Origin of the sequence: Kribbella sp. NPDC051718 (assembly GCF_040681515.1) — a bacterium.
GTDB lineage: Bacteria > Actinomycetota > Actinomycetes > Propionibacteriales > Kribbellaceae > Kribbella.
The window spans coordinates 789,402-811,605 of record NZ_JBFAYZ010000002.1; the positions used below are offsets into that span (position 1 = coordinate 789,402).

25 protein-coding genes and 1 tRNA gene are annotated in these 22,204 nt (G+C 68.3%); 6 read left to right on the forward strand and 20 right to left on the reverse strand.

Annotation, left to right across the window (positions count from 1 at the left end; translation table 11 throughout):
- Nucleotides 1–136: 136 nt before the first annotated feature.
- From AB0M15_RS10420 to AB0M15_RS10430, 3 genes are all read right to left on the reverse strand, one after another.
- Complete coding sequence (locus tag AB0M15_RS10420) at nucleotides 137–895, reverse strand: hypothetical protein (protein WP_363816068.1); 759 nt, start codon at nucleotides 893–895, stop codon at nucleotides 137–139.
- Nucleotides 888–1,061: a hypothetical protein gene (locus tag AB0M15_RS10425; protein WP_363816070.1), complete on the reverse strand. Its 174-nt coding sequence runs from the start codon at nucleotides 1,059–1,061 to the stop codon at nucleotides 888–890. The genes AB0M15_RS10420 and AB0M15_RS10425 overlap by 8 nt, the downstream gene beginning before the upstream one ends.
- A gap of 326 nt (nucleotides 1,062–1,387) precedes the next feature.
- Complete coding sequence (locus tag AB0M15_RS10430; RefSeq protein WP_363816072.1) at nucleotides 1,388–2,170, reverse strand: methyltransferase domain-containing protein; 783 nt, start codon at nucleotides 2,168–2,170, stop codon at nucleotides 1,388–1,390.
- An 86-nt stretch (nucleotides 2,171–2,256) separates the two neighbouring features.
- On the opposite strand from AB0M15_RS10430, the gene AB0M15_RS10435 reads away from it, so the two are divergent.
- Complete coding sequence (locus tag AB0M15_RS10435; protein ID WP_363816074.1) at nucleotides 2,257–3,126, forward strand: aminoglycoside phosphotransferase family protein; 870 nt, start codon at nucleotides 2,257–2,259, stop codon at nucleotides 3,124–3,126.
- On the opposite strand, the gene AB0M15_RS10440 is transcribed toward AB0M15_RS10435, so the two are convergent.
- The 3 genes from AB0M15_RS10440 to AB0M15_RS10450 form a co-directional block, all read right to left on the reverse strand.
- Complete coding sequence (locus AB0M15_RS10440; RefSeq protein ID WP_363816076.1) at nucleotides 3,123–4,565, reverse strand: alpha/beta hydrolase; 1,443 nt, start codon at nucleotides 4,563–4,565, stop codon at nucleotides 3,123–3,125. The genes AB0M15_RS10435 and AB0M15_RS10440 overlap by 4 nt on opposite strands.
- A 105-nt stretch (nucleotides 4,566–4,670) precedes the next feature.
- Nucleotides 4,671–6,044 carry an alpha/beta hydrolase gene (locus AB0M15_RS10445; RefSeq protein WP_363816078.1) on the reverse strand — a complete coding sequence of 458 codons (1,374 nt, stop codon included), beginning with the start codon at nucleotides 6,042–6,044 and terminating at the stop codon, nucleotides 4,671–4,673.
- Between the two features lie 152 nt (nucleotides 6,045–6,196).
- A complete protein-coding gene (locus AB0M15_RS10450) occupies nucleotides 6,197–6,559 on the reverse strand; it encodes a nuclear transport factor 2 family protein (RefSeq protein WP_363816080.1) in 363 nt (120 codons plus the stop codon).
- Between the two features lie 115 nt (nucleotides 6,560–6,674).
- Between AB0M15_RS10450 and AB0M15_RS10455 the strand changes: the two genes are divergently transcribed.
- Nucleotides 6,675–7,466, forward strand: coding sequence for a helix-turn-helix transcriptional regulator (locus AB0M15_RS10455; protein WP_363816082.1), 792 nt, complete (start codon nucleotides 6,675–6,677; stop codon nucleotides 7,464–7,466).
- A gap of 83 nt (nucleotides 7,467–7,549) precedes the next feature.
- On the opposite strand, the gene AB0M15_RS10460 is transcribed toward AB0M15_RS10455, so the two are convergent.
- Together AB0M15_RS10460 and AB0M15_RS10465 are read right to left on the reverse strand one after the other, a co-directional pair.
- Complete coding sequence (locus AB0M15_RS10460; protein ID WP_363816084.1) at nucleotides 7,550–8,542, reverse strand: hypothetical protein; 993 nt, start codon at nucleotides 8,540–8,542, stop codon at nucleotides 7,550–7,552.
- Nucleotides 8,539–9,057, reverse strand: coding sequence for a SigE family RNA polymerase sigma factor (locus AB0M15_RS10465; RefSeq protein WP_363816086.1), 519 nt, complete (start codon nucleotides 9,055–9,057; stop codon nucleotides 8,539–8,541). Before AB0M15_RS10465 ends, AB0M15_RS10460 begins: the two co-directional genes overlap by 4 nt.
- A gap of 188 nt (nucleotides 9,058–9,245) precedes the next feature.
- On the opposite strand from AB0M15_RS10465, the gene AB0M15_RS10470 reads away from it, so the two are divergent.
- Entirely contained in the window at nucleotides 9,246–10,454 is a 1,209-nt protein-coding gene (locus AB0M15_RS10470; protein WP_363816088.1) for a hypothetical protein, read from the forward strand.
- Nucleotides 10,455–10,512: 58 nt separating this feature from the next.
- On the opposite strand, the gene AB0M15_RS10475 is transcribed toward AB0M15_RS10470, so the two are convergent.
- From AB0M15_RS10475 to AB0M15_RS10500, 6 genes are all read right to left on the reverse strand, one after another.
- Nucleotides 10,513–10,983, reverse strand: coding sequence for a hypothetical protein (locus AB0M15_RS10475; RefSeq protein ID WP_363816090.1), 471 nt, complete (start codon nucleotides 10,981–10,983; stop codon nucleotides 10,513–10,515).
- Nucleotides 10,984–11,066: 83 nt separating this feature from the next.
- Nucleotides 11,067–11,585 (reverse strand): hypothetical protein, encoded by a 519-nt coding sequence (locus tag AB0M15_RS10480; RefSeq protein WP_363816092.1) that lies wholly within the window; start codon nucleotides 11,583–11,585, stop codon nucleotides 11,067–11,069.
- Nucleotides 11,582–12,130, reverse strand: coding sequence for a SigE family RNA polymerase sigma factor (locus tag AB0M15_RS10485; protein ID WP_363816094.1), 549 nt, complete (start codon nucleotides 12,128–12,130; stop codon nucleotides 11,582–11,584). Before AB0M15_RS10485 ends, AB0M15_RS10480 begins: the two co-directional genes overlap by 4 nt.
- Nucleotides 12,131–12,501: 371 nt before the next feature.
- Nucleotides 12,502–13,845, reverse strand: a complete 1,344-nt coding sequence (locus AB0M15_RS10490; protein ID WP_363816096.1) for a GGDEF domain-containing protein — start codon at nucleotides 13,843–13,845, stop codon at nucleotides 12,502–12,504.
- Nucleotides 13,846–14,010: 165 nt separating this feature from the next.
- Nucleotides 14,011–15,552 (reverse strand): helicase HerA-like domain-containing protein, encoded by a 1,542-nt coding sequence (locus AB0M15_RS10495; RefSeq protein WP_363816098.1) that lies wholly within the window; start codon nucleotides 15,550–15,552, stop codon nucleotides 14,011–14,013.
- Between the two features lie 66 nt (nucleotides 15,553–15,618).
- Entirely contained in the window at nucleotides 15,619–16,323 is a 705-nt protein-coding gene (locus AB0M15_RS10500) for a L,D-transpeptidase family protein (RefSeq protein WP_363816100.1), read from the reverse strand.
- A gap of 131 nt (nucleotides 16,324–16,454) precedes the next feature.
- On the opposite strand from AB0M15_RS10500, the gene AB0M15_RS10505 reads away from it, so the two are divergent.
- Nucleotides 16,455–16,748 (forward strand): type II toxin-antitoxin system VapB family antitoxin, encoded by a 294-nt coding sequence (locus AB0M15_RS10505; protein WP_020388608.1) that lies wholly within the window; start codon nucleotides 16,455–16,457, stop codon nucleotides 16,746–16,748.
- A 24-nt stretch (nucleotides 16,749–16,772) separates the two neighbouring features.
- Nucleotides 16,773–17,336, forward strand: a complete 564-nt coding sequence (locus AB0M15_RS10510; RefSeq protein WP_363816102.1) for a LytR C-terminal domain-containing protein — start codon at nucleotides 16,773–16,775, stop codon at nucleotides 17,334–17,336.
- 3 nt (nucleotides 17,337–17,339) lie between these two features.
- On the opposite strand, the gene AB0M15_RS10515 is transcribed toward AB0M15_RS10510, so the two are convergent.
- The 5 genes from AB0M15_RS10515 to AB0M15_RS10535 form a co-directional block, all read right to left on the reverse strand.
- Nucleotides 17,340–18,848: a potassium/proton antiporter gene (locus AB0M15_RS10515; RefSeq protein ID WP_363816104.1), complete on the reverse strand. Its 1,509-nt coding sequence runs from the start codon at nucleotides 18,846–18,848 to the stop codon at nucleotides 17,340–17,342.
- A gap of 340 nt (nucleotides 18,849–19,188) precedes the next feature.
- Nucleotides 19,189–19,279, reverse strand: a tRNA-Ser gene (locus AB0M15_RS10520).
- A gap of 13 nt (nucleotides 19,280–19,292) precedes the next feature.
- Entirely contained in the window at nucleotides 19,293–19,727 is a 435-nt protein-coding gene (gene tadA, locus AB0M15_RS10525; RefSeq protein ID WP_363816593.1) for a tRNA adenosine(34) deaminase TadA, read from the reverse strand.
- A 28-nt stretch (nucleotides 19,728–19,755) separates the two neighbouring features.
- On the reverse strand, nucleotides 19,756–20,235 hold the full coding sequence (locus AB0M15_RS10530; protein ID WP_363816106.1) for a tRNA adenosine deaminase-associated protein: 480 nt from the start codon (nucleotides 20,233–20,235) through the stop codon (nucleotides 19,756–19,758).
- A gap of 94 nt (nucleotides 20,236–20,329) precedes the next feature.
- Nucleotides 20,330–20,500: a hypothetical protein gene (locus tag AB0M15_RS10535; RefSeq protein ID WP_363816108.1), complete on the reverse strand. Its 171-nt coding sequence runs from the start codon at nucleotides 20,498–20,500 to the stop codon at nucleotides 20,330–20,332.
- A 146-nt stretch (nucleotides 20,501–20,646) separates the two neighbouring features.
- On the opposite strand from AB0M15_RS10535, the gene upp reads away from it, so the two are divergent.
- On the forward strand, nucleotides 20,647–21,288 hold the full coding sequence (gene upp, locus AB0M15_RS10540) for a uracil phosphoribosyltransferase (protein WP_363816110.1): 642 nt from the start codon (nucleotides 20,647–20,649) through the stop codon (nucleotides 21,286–21,288).
- A gap of 70 nt (nucleotides 21,289–21,358) precedes the next feature.
- On the opposite strand, the gene AB0M15_RS10545 is transcribed toward upp, so the two are convergent.
- A complete protein-coding gene (locus tag AB0M15_RS10545) occupies nucleotides 21,359–22,183 on the reverse strand; it encodes an SGNH/GDSL hydrolase family protein (protein ID WP_363816112.1) in 825 nt (274 codons plus the stop codon).
- Nucleotides 22,184–22,204: the final 21 nt, after the last annotated feature.

The window sequence follows — 22,204 nt, forward strand, 5'->3', positions numbered from 1 at the left end:
GTCTTGACCCCTGCATCGGCGCCGGTTCCGCTCTCCACCTCCACAGCTGCACCGGAACGTTCGGGCGGTAGTGGACCAATCAAGGCCCCACCGGCTGCTACCGGTGGGGCCTTGTCGTTGTCCAGAACTGCAAAGCTCAAGCAGTGATCGTGTAGCCGTACCGCTTCATCTGATCGTCCACACCGTCGACGAAGATCCCGGTCTGCGGCAGCTTGAACTTCAGCTGCACCCGCCGCAGCACCTGCTGGAAGTGCAGATGCCACGGCACCCCGGCCGGCGGTACCGTCTCGTGCTGGCTGATCGCCGCGACCTTCGGATGCGCGGCCCAGGCGACCACGCGGGCCCGATCGGCGCCCCACGCGCCGGTCATCGCGTCATGCGTTCGCGCGTATGCCATCGCCCCGAGCGAGATCGACGAGTCCGGTGCTGCGGGTGGCGGCGGCGCCGGATGCGCCTTGAGGTAGATCTCCCAGGTCATCGAGTAGTACCCAGGCGGCCCGTCGTCCTTGCCGCGATTGGCCAGTCCGTTGCGCTTGCGCTTGTACTCGAGTACCTGAGCCGCCGCGCCCCGGGACAGGTCCTTGTCCCCGATCGCGATGGCGTGCACGTGGTACGGCCAGCGCCCCTGGGCCGGCGTCCGGAGCCAGGCGGCGAACCCGACCTGGCGCAGCGCGAGCACGATCGCCCGGCGCTGGGCCGCGCTCTGGCTCGCCACGCCGATGTCGACCGCGCCGCCACCGTCATGGGTGCCGGCCGAGGCCTCCACGCCGCCCTTGTTGTACGAGCCCTGCAGATACTTGAATTTCGAGTGGTAGATCTTCTCCGCGGCGATCAGCATCGCCACCGTGCGCTTGTTCAGCAGCGTCTTCCGCCAGACGATCCTTGCCTCAGGCATCTATTTGCCCGGCGTCGCCCGGTCCGTCGCCGCCAGATCCGGACTGGACCGGCTCGAAGGCACCGAGGATCAGCTCGGCATCCTCGGCGGCACCGAGCGCCTCCAGTTCGTCCAGCTGGGCCTCGGTCAACTCGTCCTCGTGGATCTCGTCGAAGACGTCCGTCATCGCTTTCGTCCCTCCCCTGACGCCCCGCTGCCTCCCCCGGCCGCGGAATCGCCATTCAGGTTAGGGCGGCGCGGTGCCATCCGTCCATGTCCGCCCGGGCAGCCGGGTGTACGAGAAACGTCAAGTTTTCCGGTCGGCCGTGTGTGAGCCGCGACGAGTGGGGTACGAGTAGATGGTCCCGCGGTTCAGTCGGCCCCATTCGGGCATGGGTGGTGCTCACCGAGCCGCGAGTTCTCCCACTGAGGGGCGGGAGAACGACCGACGGCGGCGGGCGTATCCCACGATGCGCCCGCCCCTGGCCGTCGCCGCAAGGAGGGCCGTCCCGCTCAGAGCGCGGAGGCGACGAAGAGGTAGCGGTTGAGGCTGAAGAAATAGCTGTCGCCGAGGGAGCGGAGATCGTCGGCCCAGGCGGTGGCCTCCGGACCGGTGACCTTGGCGCGGCCGGGGACGAAGGCTTCGACGATGTCGATCAGGCCGGCGCTGTAGGTGCGGGCGTCGTAGCCGGTGTTGAGCATCGGGACGACCTGCTGATGGGTGACGGTGAAGTCGGCCTTGGTCAGCGAGTCGCCGAGGGTGCGGGGCAGGTGCGGGTCCTCCAGGTGCTCCTCGAAGGCGGTGAGGATCCGGCCCATCCGCGCGTCGTCGGTGGAGCGCCAGACGATCGAGCCCCAGTCGGTGTCGAGCAGGACCACGCGACCGGCGGGGCGTAGTACCCGGCGGATCTCGTTCAGAGCACCCGGTACGTCGTCCAGGTACTCGAAGACCTGGGTCGACACGACGACGTCGAAGCTCTCGGCGCCGTGCGGGATGCGCCCCGCGGCGGCCAGCTCCAGCTCCAGCGTCGGCCCGCCGTCCACCTTCGCGCGCTTCCCGGCGATCGCGAGCATGCTGTCGCTGATGTCGATCCCGCAGACCCGCCCGTCCGGGCCGACCTCCGCCGCCATCTCCGCGGCCAGCAGTCCCGGCCCGACGCCGACGTCCAGCACCCGGTCACCCGGCCGGAGCGCGAGCGCGGTCCGGACCACTCGTCGCTGCTCGATCACGTCCGGTGTCGTGTAGACCGACTCGATCTGCCGCGACACCTCCGGATCGAACTGCAGGTTACTCATACCGTTCCGCCCATGCTCCACATCATGGAGTGCCGAACCGGTAAACGGGGAGACCATTTGCCCACCAGATCGCTACGGTTGCCCAAATGATCGAGCTGCCTGACGCCTTCCTGGCGATGCCCCGTTGGTGGACCGAAGGCCGCGAATGGCTGGCCGGACTGCCTGCGGCGGTCGATCAGCAGTGCGAGATCTGGGGGCTGACGATCGACGGCCCTGTCTCCCACGGGTCGAACGCGATCGTTGTCAGGGTCAGCCGCGACGGCGAGCAGCTGGTACTCCGGATGTCCCCGCCGGGCCCCGACCTGCCCGAGCACGCCCGGGCGCTCCGCTGGTGGGACGGCCGCGGGACGGTCCGGCTGTACGACGTCGACCTCCCGCGCGGCGCCATGCTGCTGGAGCGGCTCGGCGACTCCTTGCTCGACCAGCCCCTCGGCGAAGCGATGGCCGTCCTCGGTCGGTTGATGCGCCGCACCGCCGTCCCCGCGCCCGCCGACGCGCTGTCGACCGCAACCAACGTGAGCAACCGTGCTCCCCAGCTGCAGCCGGACTGGGAGCGCCTCGGCAAGCCCTTCGACCGGGCCCAGCTCACTGAAGCGCTCCGAGTCACCAAACAGCTGTCCCACACGACGAGCGATCTCGCCGCCAACGGCGACTTCCACGCCGAACAGGTACTACGGGGAGCCCGCGAACCGTGGATCGTGGTCGACCCCGTCCTCTACCGCGGCGACCCCGAATGCGACCTGGCCCGCACCCTGCTCACCCGCGTCGACGAGATGGCCGATGGCGCCGAGATCCGCCAGCACTTCGACACGATCGTGCGGGAAGCCGAGCTCGACCCCGAGCGGGCGAGGAACTGGGTGGTGTACCGAGCGGTCGACTACTGGCTCTGGGAACTCGCCCACGGCCTGACCATCGACCCCGAGCGCTGCCGCCGAATCCTCCAGGCCGTCATTTAGCTGCAGGTGGACCGCTTGGGCGGCAACCGCCCGTCGAGCAGATAGTCAGCGATCGCCGCACGAGCACAAGGCGAGTTGAAGTACGCCGTATGCCCGATCGCGTCATCAGCCAGCAACAGGTGGCTGCCCCGGAGCTGATGCGCCAGCCCACGCGCGTTGCTCACCGGCGTCGACGGGTCGTGCGTCGTCGACGTGATGAGGATCGGCGGAGCGTCCTTCACCGGCGTCGGCTGCCACGGGTTGCTCGGCTCGATCGGCCAGCCGGAGCACGCCGCGGTCATCGCCCACGCCTCGACGGCGGCACCAACCCGCGGCGCGACGGCCTTGGCCAACGCGATCCGGGCCTTCGCATCGGCGTACCCCTTCAACTGACCGGGGAAGTCCATGCATGACACCGCGGCGTACGCCGTCTCGTAGTCGCCGAGATAACTCACCTGCGCGAACAGCGTGCCGTCACCCTTCACCGCCTGGGCGATGCCCTCGGCCAGCGGCGGCCAGGGATTGCCGATGAAGTCGGTCCTCGGCAGCAGCGCCGGCAACGTCATCCGCATCGTGTCGCCGGTGACCGGCGGGTGATCAGGCACCTGCAGCGGAGTCTTGTCGGCCTTGGCGACCAGCTTGTCCCAGACGGCGCCGACGTCCTGCCCGTGCAACGCACAAGAGGTGTCCTTGTCACACCACGCGGCGAAGCGGTCGAAGGTGTCCTCCATGCTCATCGCTTCCTCGAGCGTGAACCTGGTCGGCGACTGTGCGTGGTCGACGATCCCGTCCAGGACCATCCGGCCGATGCGGTGCGGGAAGAGTTGGGCGTACGTAGTGCCGAGATAGGAGCCGTAGGACAGACCGATGTAGTTGAGCTTCGGTTCGCCGAGGGCGGCCCGGATCGCGTCCATGTCGCGGGCGGCAGTGCGGGTGTCGAGGTTGCGCATCAGGTCGCCGTGTTGCTTGAGGCAAGCATTGCCGGTCGCGCGGCTGGAGGCGACCATCGCGTCGTACTCGGCCTTGTTCTTGGGAAACACCGGTACGCCGGGGCGCAGGATGGGCCCACAATCCAGGGCAGTGCTGAGCCCCGCACCCCGAGGGTCGAAGCTGATCAGGTCGTAGCGATCCCGATAGTCCGGGAAGGTCACATCGGCCAGGCCCTCGGCGAAGATCGACGCCCCGGCGCCACCGGGACCGCCGGGGTTGAACGTCAACGAGCCGAGCTTGTGCGCCTGATCCTTCGCGGGCACCCGAGCGACGTAGATCTGCGCCTTCACCCCGTCAGGCTTCGACCAGTCCAGCGGGACGGTCAGATAGCCGCACTGGACGACGCCATCCGGTTTGCACGCACTCCAGTTGATTCCGGCCGGCTTGGCGATCGCGCTGCCGGGCACCGAGACGAGAGCGGCCGTGGCGACCACCGTTGCCAGAACTCCTTGTTTCCAACGCTTTTCCATACCGTCGACCTAAGCTCAGGGATGGGTCAGTGGACATCCCCCATCCGTCGGGCCGCCGGACCCGACGAAAGTCGTACACGACCCCTGACCCACCCCTGACCTAAATCAGCAGGTAGAGCGCTTGGGCGGGAGGTTGCCGTCGATCAGGTACGACGCCATCGCGGCCTGGGCGCATGGCGCGTTGAAGAACGTCGTATGGCCGTACGCCCTGGCGACGAGCACGTGGCTGCCCTCGATCTGGCGAGCCAGCCCCTTGGCCTGCGGCAACGGCGTCGATCCATCGACCGTGGTGGACGTGATCAGAATCGGCGGGATGCCCTTCACCGGCGTCGGCTGCCACGGGTTGCTCGGCTTGATCGGCCAGCCGGAGCAGGCAGCGGTGATCGCCCAGTCCTCGACGGCCGCACCGACGCGCGGTGCGATCTTCTTGGCCAGGTCGATCCGGGTCCTTGCATCGGAGTATCCCTTCAATTCGCCGGGGAAGTCCATGCAGGACACCGCGACGTACTCCGTGCCGGGATCGCCGACGTAGGTGAGCTCAGCGAACAGCGAGCCGTCCCCCTTGGCCGCAAGCGCGATCGCCTGGGCGAAGCCGCCCCAGACATCGCCGGCCCGATCGACCCGCGGCAGGAAACTCGGCAGGCTCATCCGCATCACGTCGCCGGTGACCGGACCGTACCCGGGCACCTGCAACGGCGTCTTGTCAGCCTTGGCGACGACCTTGTCCCAGACCGCGCCGGCGTCCTGACCGTGCAGTGCACACTTGCTGTCCTCATCGCACCAGGAGACGAACTTGTCGAAGGACTTCTCCATCGCCTTCGCCTCGGCCAGCATCAGCGCGGTCGGGCCCTGCGCGTGGTCGAGGATTCCGTCGAGCACCATCCGGCCGACGCGGTGCGGGAAGAGTTGCGCGTAGGTAGTACCGAGGTAGGAGCCGTACGAGACGCCGAGGTAGTTGAGTTTGGCGTCGCCGAGTGCGGCGCGGAAAGCATCCATGTCGCGGGCGGCTGTGCGGGTGTCGAGATTGCGCATCAACTCACCGTGCTGCTTCAGGCATTGCTGACCCGTCGCACGACTGGACGCGACCATCGCGTCGTACTCGGCCTTGTTCTTCGGAAACACCGGTACTCCGGCGCGCAGCACCGGCCCACAAGCGAGCTGGCTGCTGCCGCCCGACCCGCGCGGGTCGAAGCTGACCAGGTCGTACCGATCCCGGTACTCCGCGAACAGCTCGTCAGCCGCCCCGTTCGCGAAGGCCAACGCACCCGGTCCACCGGGCCCGCCCGGGTTGAACATCAACGATCCGAGCTTGTGCTGCTGATCCTTCGCCGGCACCCGCGCCACTGCGATGCCGATGGTGGCGCCACCCGGCTTCGCCCAATCCAGCGGCACGGTCAGCTTGCCGCACTGCTCCACCCCACCCGGCTTGCATTCACTCCACTTGATCGCTGCCGGCGCGGCCGTTGCACTATTGGGCACCAACACTGCCCCAATGGTGCCCACGGCAACGACCATTGCCGAAAGTCCTTTGTTCCAACGTTTTTCCATACCCTGAACCTAAGCGTCAGGTCCCGGGACCAGTATCCGCCCAAACCCTGACCGGCCCCTGAATCCAGGGGCCGGTGCCACCCTCAGTGGGCCGGGGCGAAGTCGAGGAAGCCGATCACCTCGGCGATCTTGCCGTCCTCCGTGAGGGTGACGACATCGGTGCCGCCGGCGACGGGCTGCTGGCCCGGGGCGGCCAGGTGCCACGACCAGCGCAGGTGGTTGTGGTGCTCCTCGACGGTACCGGTGAGAGAGAAGGCGTGGCCGGGGAACATCTGGTGGGCGGTCTCGACCATCTTGGTCAGGCCCTCGTGGCCGGTGACCTCGAAGCTCGGGTCGGTGAAGGCGCCGTCGGGGGCCCAGGTCTGCTCGATGACGGCGGCCCGGGCGTCGGCGTCGGCCTCGTTCCACATCGCGAAGTACTGGTTGGCGATGGTGCTGGCGTTCATGGGGTTCTCCTCGGTTCGGTCGTTCTCGATGACCAGAAGCCTGCCGCCGGATGCGGTAGTGGTCGATGACGTCGGAGGTAATGAGGGTGACCACCTCAGCGGTTACCGTCGGGGCATGACCGCGACGATCGACGAGACGTTCCAGCGCCCGGTGGGTGAGCTGCTGCGCGGCTGGCGAGAGCGCCGACGGCTCAGCCAGCTGGACCTGGCCAACCAGGTCGAGGTGTCCACCCGGCATGTGAGCTTCGTCGAGACAGGACGGTCGAAGCCGAGCCGGGAGATGGTGCTGCGGTTGGCCGAGCATCTCGAAGTACCGCTGCGGGATCGCAATCAGCTGCTGCTGGCGGGCGGGTACGCGCCGATCTACACCGAGGCGTCGCTGCACTCACCGGCGATGCTGGCGATCCGGGAGGCGCTGCGGCGACTGCTCAAGGCGCACGAGCCGTACCCGGCCTTGGTCGTCGACCGCTGGTGGAACATCGTCGAGGCCAACGCGGGCATCGCGTTGTTCACAGAAGGCGTCTCGGCAGAGCTGCTCAAACCACCGATCAACGCGCTGCGACTCACCTTGCACCCCGACGGCCTCGCGCGACGGATCGGCAACCTCCCCGAGATCCGCGCCAGCGTCCTGACCAGCCTCCACCGCCAGGTCGCCAGCACCGCCGACCCCGACCTCCAGGACCTGTACGACGAACTACGCCGGTACTCCGGCGGCGAACGCACCGACCTCGCCGCAGCCACCGAGGTCGTAGTACCGATGAAGCTCCAGCACGGCGATCACCAACTCTCCCTGCTGACCACGATCGCCACCTTCGGAACACCCCTGGACGTCACCGTCTCGGAGCTGATGATCGAGTCCTTCTTCCCCGCCGACGAGAAGACCGCCGAGTACCTCCGGGAGCGTTAGAAGCGGCAGATGGAGCCACCGGCGAGTAGAGGTCGATTCTCTCGTCTCGCTGGTGGCTCCATCGGCCTTTTCGGGGGGAAGGCCTACCGGTTGAAGGAGGGTGTACCGGTGGGCAACGGGTTGTGGGGCTTGCCGGGCCAGCTCGGGGTGGCGGTGGGCCACGACGGCTTGGGCAGGGTCGGCTTGGTGGTCGGCACCGGCGGCAGGGTCGGCTTGCCCGGGAGGGTCGGCTTGGTGGTCGGCACCGGGGGCAGGGTCGGCTTGCCGGGCTTACCTGGCAGGGAAGGCACGGTGGTGGGGACCGGCGGGAGCTGCGGCTTCTGCGGCTTACCGGGGAGGGACGGTGCGGCTGTCGGGACCGCGGCCTGAACGCACGGCGGTACCGGCGGGTGGGACGGGGTCGGGACCGGCGGCAGAGTCGGCTTGCCCGGGAGGGTCGGCTTCGTCGTCGGCAGGGAGGGCTTGCCCGGCAGAGTCGGCTTGGTGGTCGGTACCGGCGGCAGGGACGGCTTACCCGGGAGGGTCGGCTTGGTAGTCGGTACCAGCGGCAGGCTCGGCGTACCGTGCTTACCCGGCAGGCCCGGCTTGCCCGGCAGGGAAGGCGCAGTGGTCGGGACCGGCGGGAGCTGCGGCTTGCCCGGCAGGCTCGGCTTGCTGGTCGGTACCGGCGGGAGGGACGGCTTGCCCGGCTTCCCCGGCAGGGAAGGCGCGGTGGTCGGTACCGGCACGTTCGGCTTCTTCACCGGCGGTACCTCGACCTTGATGCTGGCCGAGACCTCCACCTTGCCCGGTACCTTCGGCAGGCAGGTCGGGTCGACCGACGGGGTGTCGGTGGGGACCGTGACCGGCACCGGCGGCTTACCGCCACCGGCGAGCAGGTTCTTCACGTCGGCAGGTCCCCCGACCGCGGCGGACACTGTAGCGACAGTGCCGGCGAGGGCAGTCACGCCCGCCGCGGCCAGTCCTCGGCGGATCCAGGCGAGCCGGCGGCCACGACGCATCAGGTCGGCCGGGTCGGGCTGCCAGGGCTCCAGGTCGTACTCGAGCGCGCTGCGCACCCGCTGCTCGTCGGTCATACGTTTCCTCCAACAGTGGTGTCGATCAGGTCGGGTGCCAGACGCAGCTTGGCCAGTGCCCGGGACGCGGTGCTCTTGACGGTCCCTGGAGCCATGCCGAGCAACTCGGCGGTCTCGGCCTCGGAGAGGTCCTGCGAGTAGCGCAGCGCGACCACGGCCCGCTCCCGGACGGTCAGACCCGCCAGGGCCGCGAGTACGGCCTCCCTGGTCTGCACCTCCGCGGAGAAGTCGGCGACCTCGCGCTGGTCCCAGTCGTTGTCGACCGGGTCACTCGGAACCTCGTTGGACCAATGCCGGCGAGACGCTGACAAGAAGCGGTTCACCAGCACCCGGCGTACATAGCGAAGTGGGTCACCGTCGAGCCGGTGCCACTTCGGGTAAGACCGCATCAACGCTTGCTGCACGAGATCCTCGGCGGTGTGCCGATCCCCGCACAACATCTCCGCGAACCGGAGCAATCGGGTCGACTGGGCCCGCACGAAATGCTCGAAGTCGGCGTCCGCGGTCCGGGTCATCGATTCTCCTCAGCTTCAGCCTCTGTCACACCCGTACAAACCCGCTGAGTCACCACTTAGGTTCTGTTCGTCACCAACTAATCTTCAGAAATTTATTCACGAGCTATACACGGAGACGGTTTGTTTGTCACATTGGGTGCACCGGGTGGCTGCACCCGGTGACCTTCACCGCCCCGGAGGTACCAGTCATGCATCTCACCGCCAAGCTGCGAACGGCTGCCTGCCTGGCCGTCGCCATCGCCATCACTCCGCTCGCGCTCGCGGCCGGACCCAGCTCAGCAAGCCCCGTCGACCCGGTCAAACCGGCTGCCCAGCCTGTGGACGGTTCGACCAACGTCCGCGTCGACGGGCAGCGGATCATCCTCGGCGACGCGCCGGCCTCGATGGGCTCGGTCGAAGTCCGGCAACGGTCGGGCATCGCCAACCTCGCCCCGATCCGATTCGCCTCGGCCACCTCAGCCGTCGTGGTCAACTACGTCGCCGGTACGCCGGACTTGTCGACGGCTGAGGTCGACGTACGGGCTCTGGTCGAAGACCGGTGGTCGGAATGGACATCGGCCAAGGCAGGGCAGCCGACTGCGTTGCCTGGCGCCAGCGATCAGGTGCAGCTCAGGATCATCGTGATCGCGCCGCCGCAAGGTGGTAGCCCGTGGATCAGCGATGTGAGTGTGCAGCCCACGGACAAGGCGTCCGCCGGCCGGATGGCGATTCAGGCGGCTCCGTTGAAATCGCATGTGTTCGCGACTCGCGAGGGGCTGGTCGGTGGTACGACCGCCAACGGGCATGTCATCGCCAGCCGGGATCACTTCGTCGCACTGCCGTCGCGGCGGGGGCTGGCGAACAACGGATCGGGCAACTACACGGTGAAGGTGTGCACGGCGAGCCGGTGCGCGTTCGAGCCGGTGTGGGACGTCGGGCCGTGGAACACGAAGGACGACTACTGGAACCCGAGTGCCACCCGGGAGATGTGGAAGGACCTCGCGCAGGGCAAGCCCGAGGCGCAGGCGGCGTACCAGAACGGCTACAACGGCGGGAAGGATCAGTTCGGTCGTACGGTCGCCAATCCGGCCGGGATCGATCTGGCCGACGGGGTCTTCTGGGATGCGTTGAAGCTGACGGACAACTCGTGGGTGGACGCGACGTACCTGTGGACGGGTGATGGTGGGCGCGGGACGGTGTCAATCACGTCCGGCTATTTGAATGTCCGCAACTCGGCCAGCTCCACTGGTGCTGTTGTCGGGATGGCGGGGAAGTCGGCGCAGGTGACGGTCGAATGCCAGACGACCGGCCAGAGCGTGACGGGATCGCAGGGCACGACCAATGTGTGGCTGCGCGTCCATACCGGGATGTATGTCTCGAAGGCGTGGATCTCGGCTGGTTCGTTCGGCGCCTGCTGATCCCGCTGTGTTCCGAAGTACCGGAGTGCTTGTGCTCCGGTTCTTCGGAACTAGAAATTCACTTCCCGGGCGCGCTCGGGGGCTGTTGCGGAGTGGGTACATACCTCGGCGCCTGGCTCGGCGTCTGCGGCGGCTCCGGGGTTGGCCAGGTGCTGGGAGTCTGCGCGGGCGGCTGCGGGGTCGGCCACGCGCTCGGTGTCTGCGCAGGTGGCTGCGGAGTAGGCCACGCGCTGGGCGTCTGCGCCGGTCGCGGGGTGGGCGCGTTGCTGGGGGTCTGCCTTGGTGTTTGGGTCGGCGGCTGTGGGGGCGTCGCTTGGCTTGGTGTCTGCGGAGGGGGTGGCGCCTGGCTCGGTGTCTGCTGCGGTGTTTCGGTCGGCGGCGTCGGGGCGTTGCTCGGCGTCTGGGCGCTCGGCTTGGGCGTGTTGCCCGGACCACCGTCCGCGGCGGCCGAGGCAGCCAGCGCGCCACCCGCGAGCGCCACCACCGCCACCCCGCCCGCCACGAGTTGCTTGATCAGGGTCTTCGTCATTTGTTGCCCTCCGCAAGGTTTTCTCACTGTCGGGCTCAAGGACGCGACCGGCCACCGGAAGGTTCTCCCGGAGCGGTAAGCGATCAGGGAGTGCCCGGCGTCTGCAGCGGTACCGGTCTGCTCGGCGTATTGGTCGAAGGCGCGGATGGCGGCTCGGGCGTATTGGTCGAAGGTGCGGCCGGCGGCTCAGGCGTACCGGCCGGCGGCGTTTCGGGTGGCGCCGGGGTATGGGCGGAGGGCGTGAAGGGCGTCGGTGTGTTGTTCGGAGGTACGACCGGCTGGTTGGTCGGCGGCTGAGATGGCTGACCGGGCGTCGGCGTACCGGGGTTCGGCGTGCTTGGGGTAGGACTCGGGCGCGGAGTGCTCGGCGTCGACGTACTGGTCGAAGGCGTGACCGGCTGCTCGATCACCGGGCTGCCACTCGGCCGCATTCCGACGATCACACTCACCGCGACCACAACCAGTACTCCGCCCGCGGACGCCCCGCCGGCCACGATGCCGCGCCGGCGTCGGCGGTGTGCCCCGGCGATCACCTTGGCCGGGTCGAGCGGCTCGATGCCACCCGGTGGACGCAAGGCCTCCCGCAGGTCGTCGTCGATCATGACTGCTCACCCACATAGCTGCCGCTCAGCTCGGGAGCGGCCCGCAACTTCTGGAGGGCCCGGGCATTCGCGCTCTTCACCGTTCCGACCGCGATGCCGAGGACGGCCGCGGTCTGCGCCTCGGTCAGATCCTCGACGAATCGCAGCACCACCACGGCCCGTTCCCTTCTCGTCAGCGTCGCCAGCGCCTCGGCGATCGCGATCCGGTGCTCCACCCCGGCGCTCGGGTCGTCGGCGTACTGCAGCGGCAGCGAGTACCCGGCCTGCTCATCCATCTCGGCGGTGCTCCCACTCGGCCGCTCCCTCCACAGCCGACGGCGAACCCACGACAGATGCTGATTGACGACTGCCTGCCGGACATACGCGAAGGGGTCGCCGAGCTCGATCCGGTCCCAGCGCAGGTAGGCCTTCTCCAGCGCCGTCTGCACCAGATCCTCCGCCAGCCCCGCATCCCCACACAGCATCCGCGCAAAATGCACCAACCGCGCCGACCTGGCCAGCACAAAGGCCGTGAAGTCCTCGTCGCGACCCACCGCCCCCTGCATCCACTCTCCCGCCCTCAGCCACCACGTCCCACCCCAAAAGACGCCCCCCACCACCGAAAGGTTCTGCTGCCACCAAAACCTCCCGCAGAACCCCACGCGCCCCGCGACCACTGACGGCCCGCCGGATCGGCCGGAGTCAGCGGCACCGGGGGGTCCACCAAACCCAGCAGAGCCAACGGCACGCACGTCCACCGGACCGGGCAGAGCCCGCGGCGCCGGGGCCTGCCGCAGTCTCCGGCGCCGGAGACCTGCTGGTCGCAGCGGTGCCGGAGCTCCACCGGAGCAGGCAGGGCGGAGATCTGCTGGCGTTAGCGGTGCTGGAGATTCCGCCGGAGCCGGGCGCAGTCCGCGGCGCCGGAGGTCTGCTGGGGTCAGCGGTGTTGGAGGTCTGCGGGGGTTGGGCGTGGGAGAGGCGTCGTGGCGGCTGGCTCGGAGTGGGGTTGGCGCGGGGGGAGGCGGAGGTCGGCGGCTAGGCGGACTCGGTCTCGGCCGGCGGCCTTGGCGGCGTACATGGCTCGGTCTGCCCGGAGGAGGAGGTCGTCGACTGTGCTGCCGTCGGCCGGGTAGACGGAGACGCCGATGGAGACGGTGAGGCGGAAAGTGTCTGGGTCCAGGTCGGGGTCATCCAGGACGCCGGCGCACATGGCCGCGAGCGGCGACGCGGCGACTGCTGAGCGGAGGCGGTCGGCCGTGACGATGGCGTCGTCGAGGTCCGTGTCGGGGAGGGCGATGACGAACTCCTCGCCGCCGAACCGGCCGATCACGTCCTTGGTACGGATCGCCGAGCGCAGGATCGTCGCGACCGCGCGCAGTGCTTCGTCGCCGACCAGGTGGCCGTGCCGGTCGTTCACCTGCTTGAAGTGGTCGATGTCGATCAGCAGCACAGCCATCGGCTCGCGCTGGGTGCGGGAGGTCCGGAGCATCTCCTCGGTCCGGCGACGCCACCAGTCGACCCGGCCGAGACTCGTCTTCGGATCGGTCTGCGCCTCGCTCTCCAACTGACCGAGCAGCAACGCCCGCTGAGCGGTCAAGGTGATCGGGATCGCGACGAAGGCGAACCACGGGCTGACCAGCGTCGCCGCCGCGAGCAGAGCGCCGAGCGTCCCGGCCGTCGCATCGACGCACAGATCGTCCTTGTCGCCGATCGCATCCTGCCGGCTGCTGCCCGGCACGATCAGCGAGATCGCCAGACCGCAGAGCAGGGTGTCCGCCGCGAGGTAGGCGAGCGCGCCGGCCGCCATCGAGACCACCAGACCGAGATCGCCGCCGCCGGTCAGATCCAGGGCCGATCGATAAACAGCATGAGCGGCACCGACGGCGAGCACGCAGACGCCGGTCGAGAAGACCCAGCGATAGGGGATGCACTTGCCGGCCCGGATCCGCCACCAGCTCCGCAAGAGGAGTACGACGATGATCGCCAGGGCCGGCTGGAGGATCAACGCGGCCGCGATCATCCAAGCGGGCGCGAGGTCCTTGTGCAGGGCTCCACCGCGCCGACGCCGGCTCTCGACCCGGCGCGCACCCTCGACCGAGATCAGCGCCGAGACAGTCAGCGCGAAGACGATCTCGAGTCCGCGCCACGACTGCACCCCGGAGAACGCCTCGGCGCCGTACGCGATCGCCACCAGGTCGACGAGCACGACCATGCCGAGCGCTGGGACCGACAGCGTCCACAGCGCCCAGGAACGTACCGCTCGCCTACTCTGCGCGACCATTGCCTCTCACGGTACGTCGAGTGAGGGTTTGGTCCCAATCCGCTACGGCGTGCTGTGGATAACCAGTTGGAAACGAAAATCACTCGTTGAGAAGTCAGTCGTTTGATCAAGGATCAATGATCGACGTACGCACGGTGACTATTGCACCACCGTCGAATAGTGCGGTCAGCGTTTGCGGCGGGCGGCGCCGAAGAGGCCTCTTACGATCTCGCGGCCGGCGGTGCGGGCGAACTGTTTGAAGGCTGAGGAGCCGACCACCTGCTCGACCATGGACTTCTCGTGCTTCTGGGCGCGCGGAGCGGGGGCCGCCTTGGGCTCGGGGGCCCGCTTGGCTTCTTCTTCGGCTTGCTGGGCGCCGGCCTGGACCCGGGCGGCGAGCTTCTCGTAGGCCGATTCGCGGTCGATGACCTCGGTGTACTTCGCGTTGCCGGCGGAAGCCTGCACGGCAGCAGTCAACTGCTCGGCGGAAGCCGGTGCCATCAGCGACTGCGGTGCCCGCAACCGGGTCCACGCGACCGGAGTCGGCGCGCCCTTCTCGTTCATCACCGTCACGATCGCCTCGCCGATGCCGAGCTGCGTCAGCACCTCGCCGAGGTCGTACGACGAGTTCGGGAAGGTCGACACCGTTGCCTTGAGAGCCTTCGCGTCGTTCGGGGTGTGCGCCCGCAGCTGGTGCTGGACCCGCGACCCGAGCTGCGCCAGTACGTCGTCCGGCACGTCCTTGGGCGTCTGGGTGACGAAGAAGACGCCGACCCCCTTCGACCGGATCAGCCGCACGGTCTGCGCGATCGAGCTCAGGAACGCCTTCGACGCGTCCGCGAACAGCAGGTGCGCCTCGTCGAAGAAGAACACCAGCTTCGGCTTGTCCACATCGCCGACCTCGGGCAGATCGTGGAACAGGTCCGCCAGCAGCCACATCAGAAAGGTCGAGAACAGCGCCGGCCGGTCCTGCAGGTTCGGCAGCTCGAGCAGCGACACGACTCCCTTGCCGTCCCGCTGCTGCATCAGGTCGGCCGTGTCGAACTCCGGCTCACCGAAGAACGCCTCCGCACCCTGATCCGCGAACCCGATCAACGACCGCAGGATCACCCCGGCCGTCGCCGCCGACAACCCACCGAGGTCCTTCAGGTCGTCCTTGCCCTCGTCGCTGGTCAGGTGCGTGATCACCGACCGCAGATCCTTCAGGTCCAGCAACGTCAGACCCTGCGAGTCGGCGTAGTGGAAGATCAGCCCGAGCGAGGACTCCTGTACTTCGTTCAGCCCGAGCACCTTCGACAGCAGCACCGGCCCGAAGGACGTGATGGTGGCGCGGATCGGAATCCCCGTGCCCTGCCCGCCGAGCGCGTAGAACTCGGTCGGGAAGCCGGTCGCCGTCCACTCCTGGCCGATCGTCTTGGTCCGGTCGAGCAGCTTGTCGCTCGACTGCCCCGGCTGCGAGATGCCGGACAGGTCGCCCTTGATGTCGGCGGCGAAGACCGCGACCCCCGCAGCTGACAGCTGTTCGGCCATCAACTGCAGGGTCTTGGTCTTACCTGTACCAGTGGCGCCGGCGACCAGGCCGTGCCGGTTCACCATCGAGAGCGGGATCCGGACCGCCGCGTCCGGTTTCGGCGTACCGTCCACCAGCAGCGCGCCCAGCTCGATGGCCGGCCCTTCGAACGCGTACCCCTGCTTGACGGTCTCCACGACGTCGGCTGTCTCGGCCATCTCAGCGTGCCTCTCGAACGTACGAAGGGAAAGCTTCCCCGTGCGTTCGAGATGCTAGTGGGATTGTCAGCGGATGACGACGACCCTGACGGAAGTCGCCGCGAAGGACCAGATCGTGGCCGACATCGAGGCCGAGACCCGGATGCAGCCGTGTGAGGCCTTGGAGTTGGTGCCGAGCAGCCAGTCGGCGTGGATCTGGGCGCCGTTGCTCTTGTACGTCGGGATCTGGTGGAAGCCGATCCCGCACGGCGCGAACCGGACGAAGTTGTTCAGATAGAGCCGGCCGCCGTCGGTGTTCTTCCGGATCCGGGCGGCCCGGCCGCACTTGGCGCCGCTCGTGTACGTCCCCGGCTTCAGGTACGTCGGGTTGTCGATGATGCCGCCCTGCCGCACCACCTTGCCCTTGGCATCGACCAGCCAGACCCAGTTCTGGCCCTGGCTGATCACGATCCGGCGACCTGTTCCGGTACGCCGGGGGACCGCGCGCACGTCACAGCGCTTGGCCGTGGAGGCCAGCAACCGGGCGTACGTCGTACTGTTGATCGCGCCGGTCTGGCTCAGCGCGTTGGCGGCCTGGAACCGCACCGTGGCCGCACTCGTCATCGCCCCGGCCTTGCCGTCGACGGGTCCAGGTGTGCAGCCGAGCTTGGTCAGACGGGTCTGGGCCGCCTTGGTCTGGGTCACGGTGAGCGCGTCGGCCGGAATCGTCGTACCGGCGACGACCACCGCGAGAGCGGCCGTCCCGACGCCTATTCGGGTCAGAATCCTCATTTTTCTCCCCCAACTAGTCCTTAACCCCATGAGACGCCCGAGGACCCCTTCTGGTTGAGTGCTCGGCGCGTCTTTTTCCGGTGACATTCCTGACCTCTCACCGACCCTCCTTCCCGGCTAGACTCCGGTGGGTGATCTTCAAGCGCGTCGGCGAGGAACGGCCTTACCCGGACCACGGGTACAAGCCGAAGGACTGGTCTGTGCTGCCACCGAGGCAGGTGCGGCTCGACCAGCTCGTGACGACGAAGGGCACCTTGGACCTGAACGCGCTGCTCGACGAGGACTCGACTTTCTACGGTGACCTGTTCGCCCACGTGGTCGAGTTCAAAGGCGAGATGTACCTCGAGGACGGTCTGCACCGCGCCCTGCGCGCGGCGCTGCAGCAGCGTTTGGTCCTGCACGCCCGGGTCCTGGTCGTGGACTGAGTCGATGAGTCGGGGGACTGTCAGATGAGCGCCTTCCACCCACAGCCGCGCCCACACTCGCGCATCCAGTGGCGGACGCCGATCACCATGGTGGTGCTGCTCGGCGTGCTCGTCGGCGGCGGCTGGTGGGGCTGGAACTCGCTGACCCAGAGCAGCGCCGAGCCGAACTGTGTCGACACCAAGATGGCGAACGACCGGCTCACGCCCAAGCAGGTCTCGGTGAACGTCTACAACGGCGGCGCCAAGGCCGGTTCCGCGGCTGCCGTCGCGACCATCCTTCGCAAGCGCGGGTTCCACGTCGCCAAGGTCGCGAACGAGCCGAACGGCGACAAGATCAGCGGCGTCGCGCTGCGCGGCACGGAGGCCAACGGTCCCGAGATGCGGCTCGTCGCCGGCCAGGTGAAGGGCAAGGTCAAGCCCACCGCCGACAAGCGCGCCGACCACACCGTCGACCTCGTCCTCGGCCAGGGCTACCCCGGCCTACGCGACCAGGGCATCCCGTCGATCACCCTCCCCAAGAACACCACCCTCTGCCTGCCCAGCATCCGCCCCACCCAGCCAGTCCCCTCCGGCCAGAACCCCAACTGAGTTTCAGAGCTGTTCGCGGCCTCGTTCGCCGAACCAGCCGGCTAGGCGGCCTGCTCGGCTGACGGCTCGGAGGCGGCGGACTGTGGGTTCCCGGAGGGCTGAGGGGGCGACGACGAGTACGGCGTCGCCTGCGCGGAGTACCGTCCGGCGCTCGGGGACGAACGCCTTGTGGTCGCGGATCACCAGCGACACCGACACGCCCGGCGGCAACCGGAGCTCGCCGATCTCGACGCCGGCCAGCCGCGACTCGCTCGGGATCAGTACCTGCAGCATGTCCGCGCCGAGCGACTCCAGCGGCGCCACGTCGATGTCGACCTCGTGCGCCGCGTTGTCGTCGAGCACCTTCAGCCGCTTCGCCAGCCACGGCAGCGACGGGCCCTGCAGCAAAGTGAAGAGCAGGACGAGTACGAAGACGACGTCGAACACCCGATCCGCCTGCGGCACCTTCTCCGCCAGCGGGATCGTCGCTAGCACGATCGGTACCGCGCCCCGCAACCCCGCCCATGCGACGAAGGTCTGCTCCCGCCACGGGATCTTGAACCACGACACCGACAACGTCACCGCCGCGAACCGCCCGACCACGGTGACCGCGATCCCGATCACCAGCGCGAGCAGTACGTCGTTCAGCTGGATCCGCCCCGGCGACGCGAGCAGCCCGAGCATCACGAACAGCCCGATCTGCGCCAGCCACGCGAACCCGTCGACGAACGACCTGGTCGCCATCCGGTGCGGCAACTCGGCCCGCCCGAGGATCAGGCTGGTCACGTAGACGGCGGCGAACCCGGACACGTGCAGGAGGACCGTGCCGCCGGCGTACGAGACGAAGCAGAGCGAGACGATCGCCAGCGGGTACAGACCGGCCGAGCCGAGCGCGACCTTGCGGAGCAATCCGACGGCCGCCCAGCCGATCACGAAGCCGAACAGAGCGCCGACCACGAGCTCGTAGACGACCAGGCCGGCGAAGTACGGCAGACCGTGCTCCTTGAGGCCGTCGGTGCTCACCAGAGTCACCAGAAGGACCGTAGGAGCGTCGTTGAGGCCTGACTCGGCCTCCAGCATCCCCCGCAGCCGCGGACGGACGTTGACGCGCCGCAGCACGGAGAAGACGGCCGCGGCGTCCGTGGGCGAGGTGACAGCACCCAGGAGTACCGAGATCTGCCAGTCGAGGCCCAGTACGAAGTGGGCGACACACGCGACCACGCCCACGCTGATCGCTACGCCGAGGGTCGCCAGTACGACGCCCATTGGCATCACTGGGCGTACTTCGTTCCAGCGGGTGGTCAGACCGCCCTCGATCAGGATGATCACCAGCGCCGCAAACCCCAGCGCATGCGCCAACTGAGCGTCCTCGAACTGGATCCCAGCCCCGGACTCGCCCAGCAATAGCCCCATCGCCAGATAGATCAGCAGCGACGGCAGCCCCAGGCGGCCGGACAACCGGACGGCAATGATCGCCACCAGCAGCACAGCAGCGCCGGCCAGCAGAATCCGGTCGAGATCGGTGACGTCCACAGCGGCCCTCTACTTCTCCGGGTCGGGGATTGCAGCTTAGTGGAGCCATGCCTCCGGCAACCAATCAAAAGCAGAAACCCCACGCACCCGTTCACAGGACCCGCTCCGTCGCGGTGGTCCTGCAGCCGCCGGTTCGCCATCTGCCGAGGCATCCGCACCACACCCCATCGCGCCCTGCGGGCTCCACGTCCCGCGGGCTCCACGCCTTGCGGACTCTGGGCAATGCGGGCTCCACGCCCTGCGGTCTCCGGGCCGTGGCTGGATCGGCGGAGCAAAAACGAGGACCCTGACGCATCACACAGCATCAGGGTCCTCGGTGTTTCTACCACCCGGGGGTGGTTGGCGGTGGCGGAGGGATTTGAACCCTCGGAAGGGGGGTACCCTTCACGCGCTTTCGAGGCGCGCTCCTTCGGCCGCTCGGACACGCCACCGCCGAAGAGGCTATCAAGACCTATGGCTTGTGAAGAAATCGCGTAGCCTCGCGCCCGCTTCGTCGGCCATCACGCCGCCGATCACCTCGGGGCGGTGGTTCAGTCTGCGGTCTCGTACGACGTCCCAGAGGGAGCCCACCGCGCCTGCTTTTTCGTCGTACGCCGCGAAGACCAGGCGCTCCAATCGGGACAGCACGATCGCCCCGGCGCACATCGTGCAGGGCTCCAGGGTGACGACCAGTGTGCAGCCGGTGAGGCGCCATTCGCCGACGTGCTGGGCCGCCTCGCGGATCGCGAGCACCTCGGCATGCGCGGTCGGGTCGCCGGTCAGCTCGCGCTCGTTGTGGCCGCGGCCGATCACCTGGGCGTCGGCGTCCACGACGATGGCGCCGATCGGTACGTCGGCGCTGCCGTGCGCCTTCTCGGCCTCTTCCAGCGCCAGCCCCATCAACTGGGCATAGGCGCGGTGTGCGGGGTTAGCCAATTGCTTCGATCGCCTCGTGGAACCGGTCGCCGAAGCCGAGCACCTCGGCGATCTCCTCGAGCATCTCCTCGGGATAGAGGTCGACGTCGTCGATCAGCGCGCCCAGATCCATCGCGGTCATCCCCAGGTCGGCGACGATGCCCAGGTCACCGGCCGGGACCTGCTCGTCGTCGTCATCGGCCAGCGGGATGTCGAGCTCGTCCACGACCTGCTTGGCCAGCGGCCACTCGGTGGCGGCGGTGACGTCGGAGATCAGCAGCCGGGCCCGGCCGCCGACCACCCGGAGCAGGATGAAGAAGTCCTCGTCGACCGAGATCATCCCGAGCACGCCCTGATCACCGGGATAGCGGCGCAGCGCCGAGACGAGCGCGGACAGGTCCGGTTCGCCCCGGAGTACCAGTGGAGCGACCAGCCACTCGCCGTCCTCGCTGTAGGCGGCGACCGCGAAGTCGAGGTCAGTGGTGGTCGTCATCGGCCCAGCCATGGGTTCGGACACCTTTGCATGGTCGCAGACTCGCAGCGTACTTTGCGCCTTTTTTCTGTTTTTTCTACTGTTGTTCGCACGCTCAGTGGTGATATGTGGCCCGGCGCATGGCGGCCCGGATCTGCCGGACCCGGGTGCGGCGGGGAGCCACCCGGGCGCGCAGGGCGCGGGCCTCGTCCAGTTCGCGCAGAAAGGCGGCGCGGCGGCGGAGCCGGTCGAGCTGTTCGGGTGACTTGCCGGTGGGTTCGGGCACGGCGACACCGTCCAGGGTCGATTCGGCTCTACCGATTTCTGGGGGGCGCCCCGGGGCGGGGGCCAACTGACCTAAAACGACTGCCTTTCCATCCTAAAAGGGCACAGAGTTTCCAGTGGCGAATCGCCGACGGTAGCGTTCACGGCATGCAGATCCTCGTCGTGGACCATCCACTGGTCGCTCACAAGCTCACCACCCTGCGGGACGAGCGGACGGATTCGCCGACCTTCCGGCGGCTGACCGAGGAGCTCGTCACGCTGCTCGCGTACGAAGCGACACGGGACGTCCGGACCGGCCCGATCAGCGTCACCACCCCGGTCGCCGAGGCCGAGGGCATCAAGCTGACCTCGCCGAAGCCACTGGTGGTCCCGATCCTGCGCGCCGGGCTGGGCATGCTGGAGGGGATGACCCGGCTGCTTCCGACGGCCGAGGTCGGCTTCCTCGGGATGATCCGCAACGAGGAGACCCTCGCCGCCTCGACGTACGCCGAACGGCTGCCGGAAGACCTGCATGGGCGCCAGTGCTACGTCCTCGACCCGATGCTGGCCACCGGCGGCACCCTCGCGGCGGCGATCCAGTTCCTGGTCGACCGCGGCGCCGACCACATCACCGCGATCTGCATCCTGGCCGCTCCCGAGGGCGTCGAGCGGATCGAGCGCGAGCTGGCCGACCTGGACATCCCCTGCACTCTCGTCATCGCCGGTATGGATTCACACCTCAACGACAAGGGCTACATCGTCCCGGGCCTGGGCGACGCAGGCGACCGCCTGTACGGCGTGGCGCAGTAAAAGAAAAAGAGGTTAGGGAGAGGGCCTGGGCGACGCAGGCGACCGGCTGTATGGCGCGGCTCAGTAGGCCTTACGAGGCCATTAAGTCGGCCAGGGCGCGGTAGCCGGCGTCCGACGGATGCAGGTCGCCGTCGCGGCAGAGCAGGGTCAGGGCGCAGAGGGCGGCACCGGTGTCGCCCTCTGGGTTGAAGATCGGCATCGGATCCGCGAACCGGGCCCGCTGTCCGGCCGCTGCAGCGGCCATCGCGACATTGAGCTGCCGGATGATCGGGTGGGTGAGCGGAAACGCACCGACGTTGCCGTCGAAGGCGCCGAGCACCACGATCCGCGCATCCGGCGCGGCCCGGTGAAGCCGCTGCAGGATGCCGGACAGGTTCGCCGCGATCCGCGCGATCGCCGCCGGCGCACCGTCCAGGATGCACTGCACGCTTCCGTTGCAGGAGGCAATGAACTCGTTGGCGTCGTTCCCCCACAGGGACAGCGTGACCAGATCGACCTTGCCCCGATGGTCGCGGAGGAAGTCCACTGCGGCCGCCTGCTGCGGCCCGGTGAACACATCGTGCAACGGGAGACCTGCCCCCGCCCACGGGCACTGCCCGGTCGCGAAGGTGGTCGTCGATTCGCCCGGGCAGCCGTAGTTCACCAGGGTCGGCCGCCGCTGCCCGTGCTGAAGACCGGCAGCCAGCAGATCGGCGTACCCGGTGTCGAACGCCTCTGCCGGAAGCCCGACCTTGAACCGCTGGAAGCCGAAGGCCAGCGAGTCGCCCAGCGAGAGATAGAAGCGCTCACCAGCTCGTTGCTCACTCTCAGCAGCCGATGCCGGGCTGCTCGTGAGCAGCAGGACGAATGCCGTGACGACGGCGACCAGAGCCGCCGATCTCCGTGCTGCAGCCATGAGTCGCAACCTCCCCCTTCG

Bases quoted from the DNA above. Each gene is read 5' to 3' on its own strand.
- AB0M15_RS10500 (WP_363816100.1), bottom strand. From the start codon at position 16,323: ATGAGGATTCTGACCCGAATAGGCGTCGGGACGGCCGCTCTCGCGGTG.
- AB0M15_RS10480 (WP_363816092.1), bottom strand. From the start codon at position 11,585: ATGATCGACGACGACCTGCGGGAGGCCTTGCGTCCACCGGGTGGCATC.
- AB0M15_RS10435 (WP_363816074.1), top strand. From the start codon at position 2,257: ATGATCGAGCTGCCTGACGCCTTCCTGGCGATGCCCCGTTGGTGGACC.
- AB0M15_RS10420 (WP_363816068.1), bottom strand. From the start codon at position 895: ATGCCTGAGGCAAGGATCGTCTGGCGGAAGACGCTGCTGAACAAGCGC.
- AB0M15_RS10475 (WP_363816090.1), bottom strand. From the start codon at position 10,983: ATGACGAAGACCCTGATCAAGCAACTCGTGGCGGGCGGGGTGGCGGTG.
- AB0M15_RS10510 (WP_363816102.1), top strand. From the start codon at position 16,773: ATGAGCGCCTTCCACCCACAGCCGCGCCCACACTCGCGCATCCAGTGG.
- AB0M15_RS10495 (WP_363816098.1), bottom strand. From the start codon at position 15,552: ATGGCCGAGACAGCCGACGTCGTGGAGACCGTCAAGCAGGGGTACGCG.
- AB0M15_RS10430 (WP_363816072.1), bottom strand. From the start codon at position 2,170: ATGAGTAACCTGCAGTTCGATCCGGAGGTGTCGCGGCAGATCGAGTCG.
- AB0M15_RS10460 (WP_363816084.1), bottom strand. From the start codon at position 8,542: ATGACCGACGAGCAGCGGGTGCGCAGCGCGCTCGAGTACGACCTGGAG.
- AB0M15_RS10465 (WP_363816086.1), bottom strand. From the start codon at position 9,057: ATGACCCGGACCGCGGACGCCGACTTCGAGCATTTCGTGCGGGCCCAG.
- AB0M15_RS10455 (WP_363816082.1), top strand. From the start codon at position 6,675: ATGACCGCGACGATCGACGAGACGTTCCAGCGCCCGGTGGGTGAGCTG.
- AB0M15_RS10490 (WP_363816096.1), bottom strand. From the start codon at position 13,845: ATGGTCGCGCAGAGTAGGCGAGCGGTACGTTCCTGGGCGCTGTGGACG.
- AB0M15_RS10530 (WP_363816106.1), bottom strand. From the start codon at position 20,235: ATGACGACCACCACTGACCTCGACTTCGCGGTCGCCGCCTACAGCGAG.
- AB0M15_RS10470 (WP_363816088.1), top strand. From the start codon at position 9,246: ATGCATCTCACCGCCAAGCTGCGAACGGCTGCCTGCCTGGCCGTCGCC.
- AB0M15_RS10440 (WP_363816076.1), bottom strand. From the start codon at position 4,565: ATGGAAAAGCGTTGGAAACAAGGAGTTCTGGCAACGGTGGTCGCCACG.
- upp (WP_363816110.1), top strand. From the start codon at position 20,647: ATGCAGATCCTCGTCGTGGACCATCCACTGGTCGCTCACAAGCTCACC.
- tadA (WP_363816593.1), bottom strand. From the start codon at position 19,727: ATGGGGCTGGCGCTGGAAGAGGCCGAGAAGGCGCACGGCAGCGCCGAC.
- AB0M15_RS10450 (WP_363816080.1), bottom strand. From the start codon at position 6,559: ATGAACGCCAGCACCATCGCCAACCAGTACTTCGCGATGTGGAACGAG.
- AB0M15_RS10485 (WP_363816094.1), bottom strand. From the start codon at position 12,130: ATGCAGGGGGCGGTGGGTCGCGACGAGGACTTCACGGCCTTTGTGCTG.
- AB0M15_RS10425 (WP_363816070.1), bottom strand. From the start codon at position 1,061: ATGACGGACGTCTTCGACGAGATCCACGAGGACGAGTTGACCGAGGCC.
- AB0M15_RS10545 (WP_363816112.1), bottom strand. From the start codon at position 22,183: ATGGCTGCAGCACGGAGATCGGCGGCTCTGGTCGCCGTCGTCACGGCA.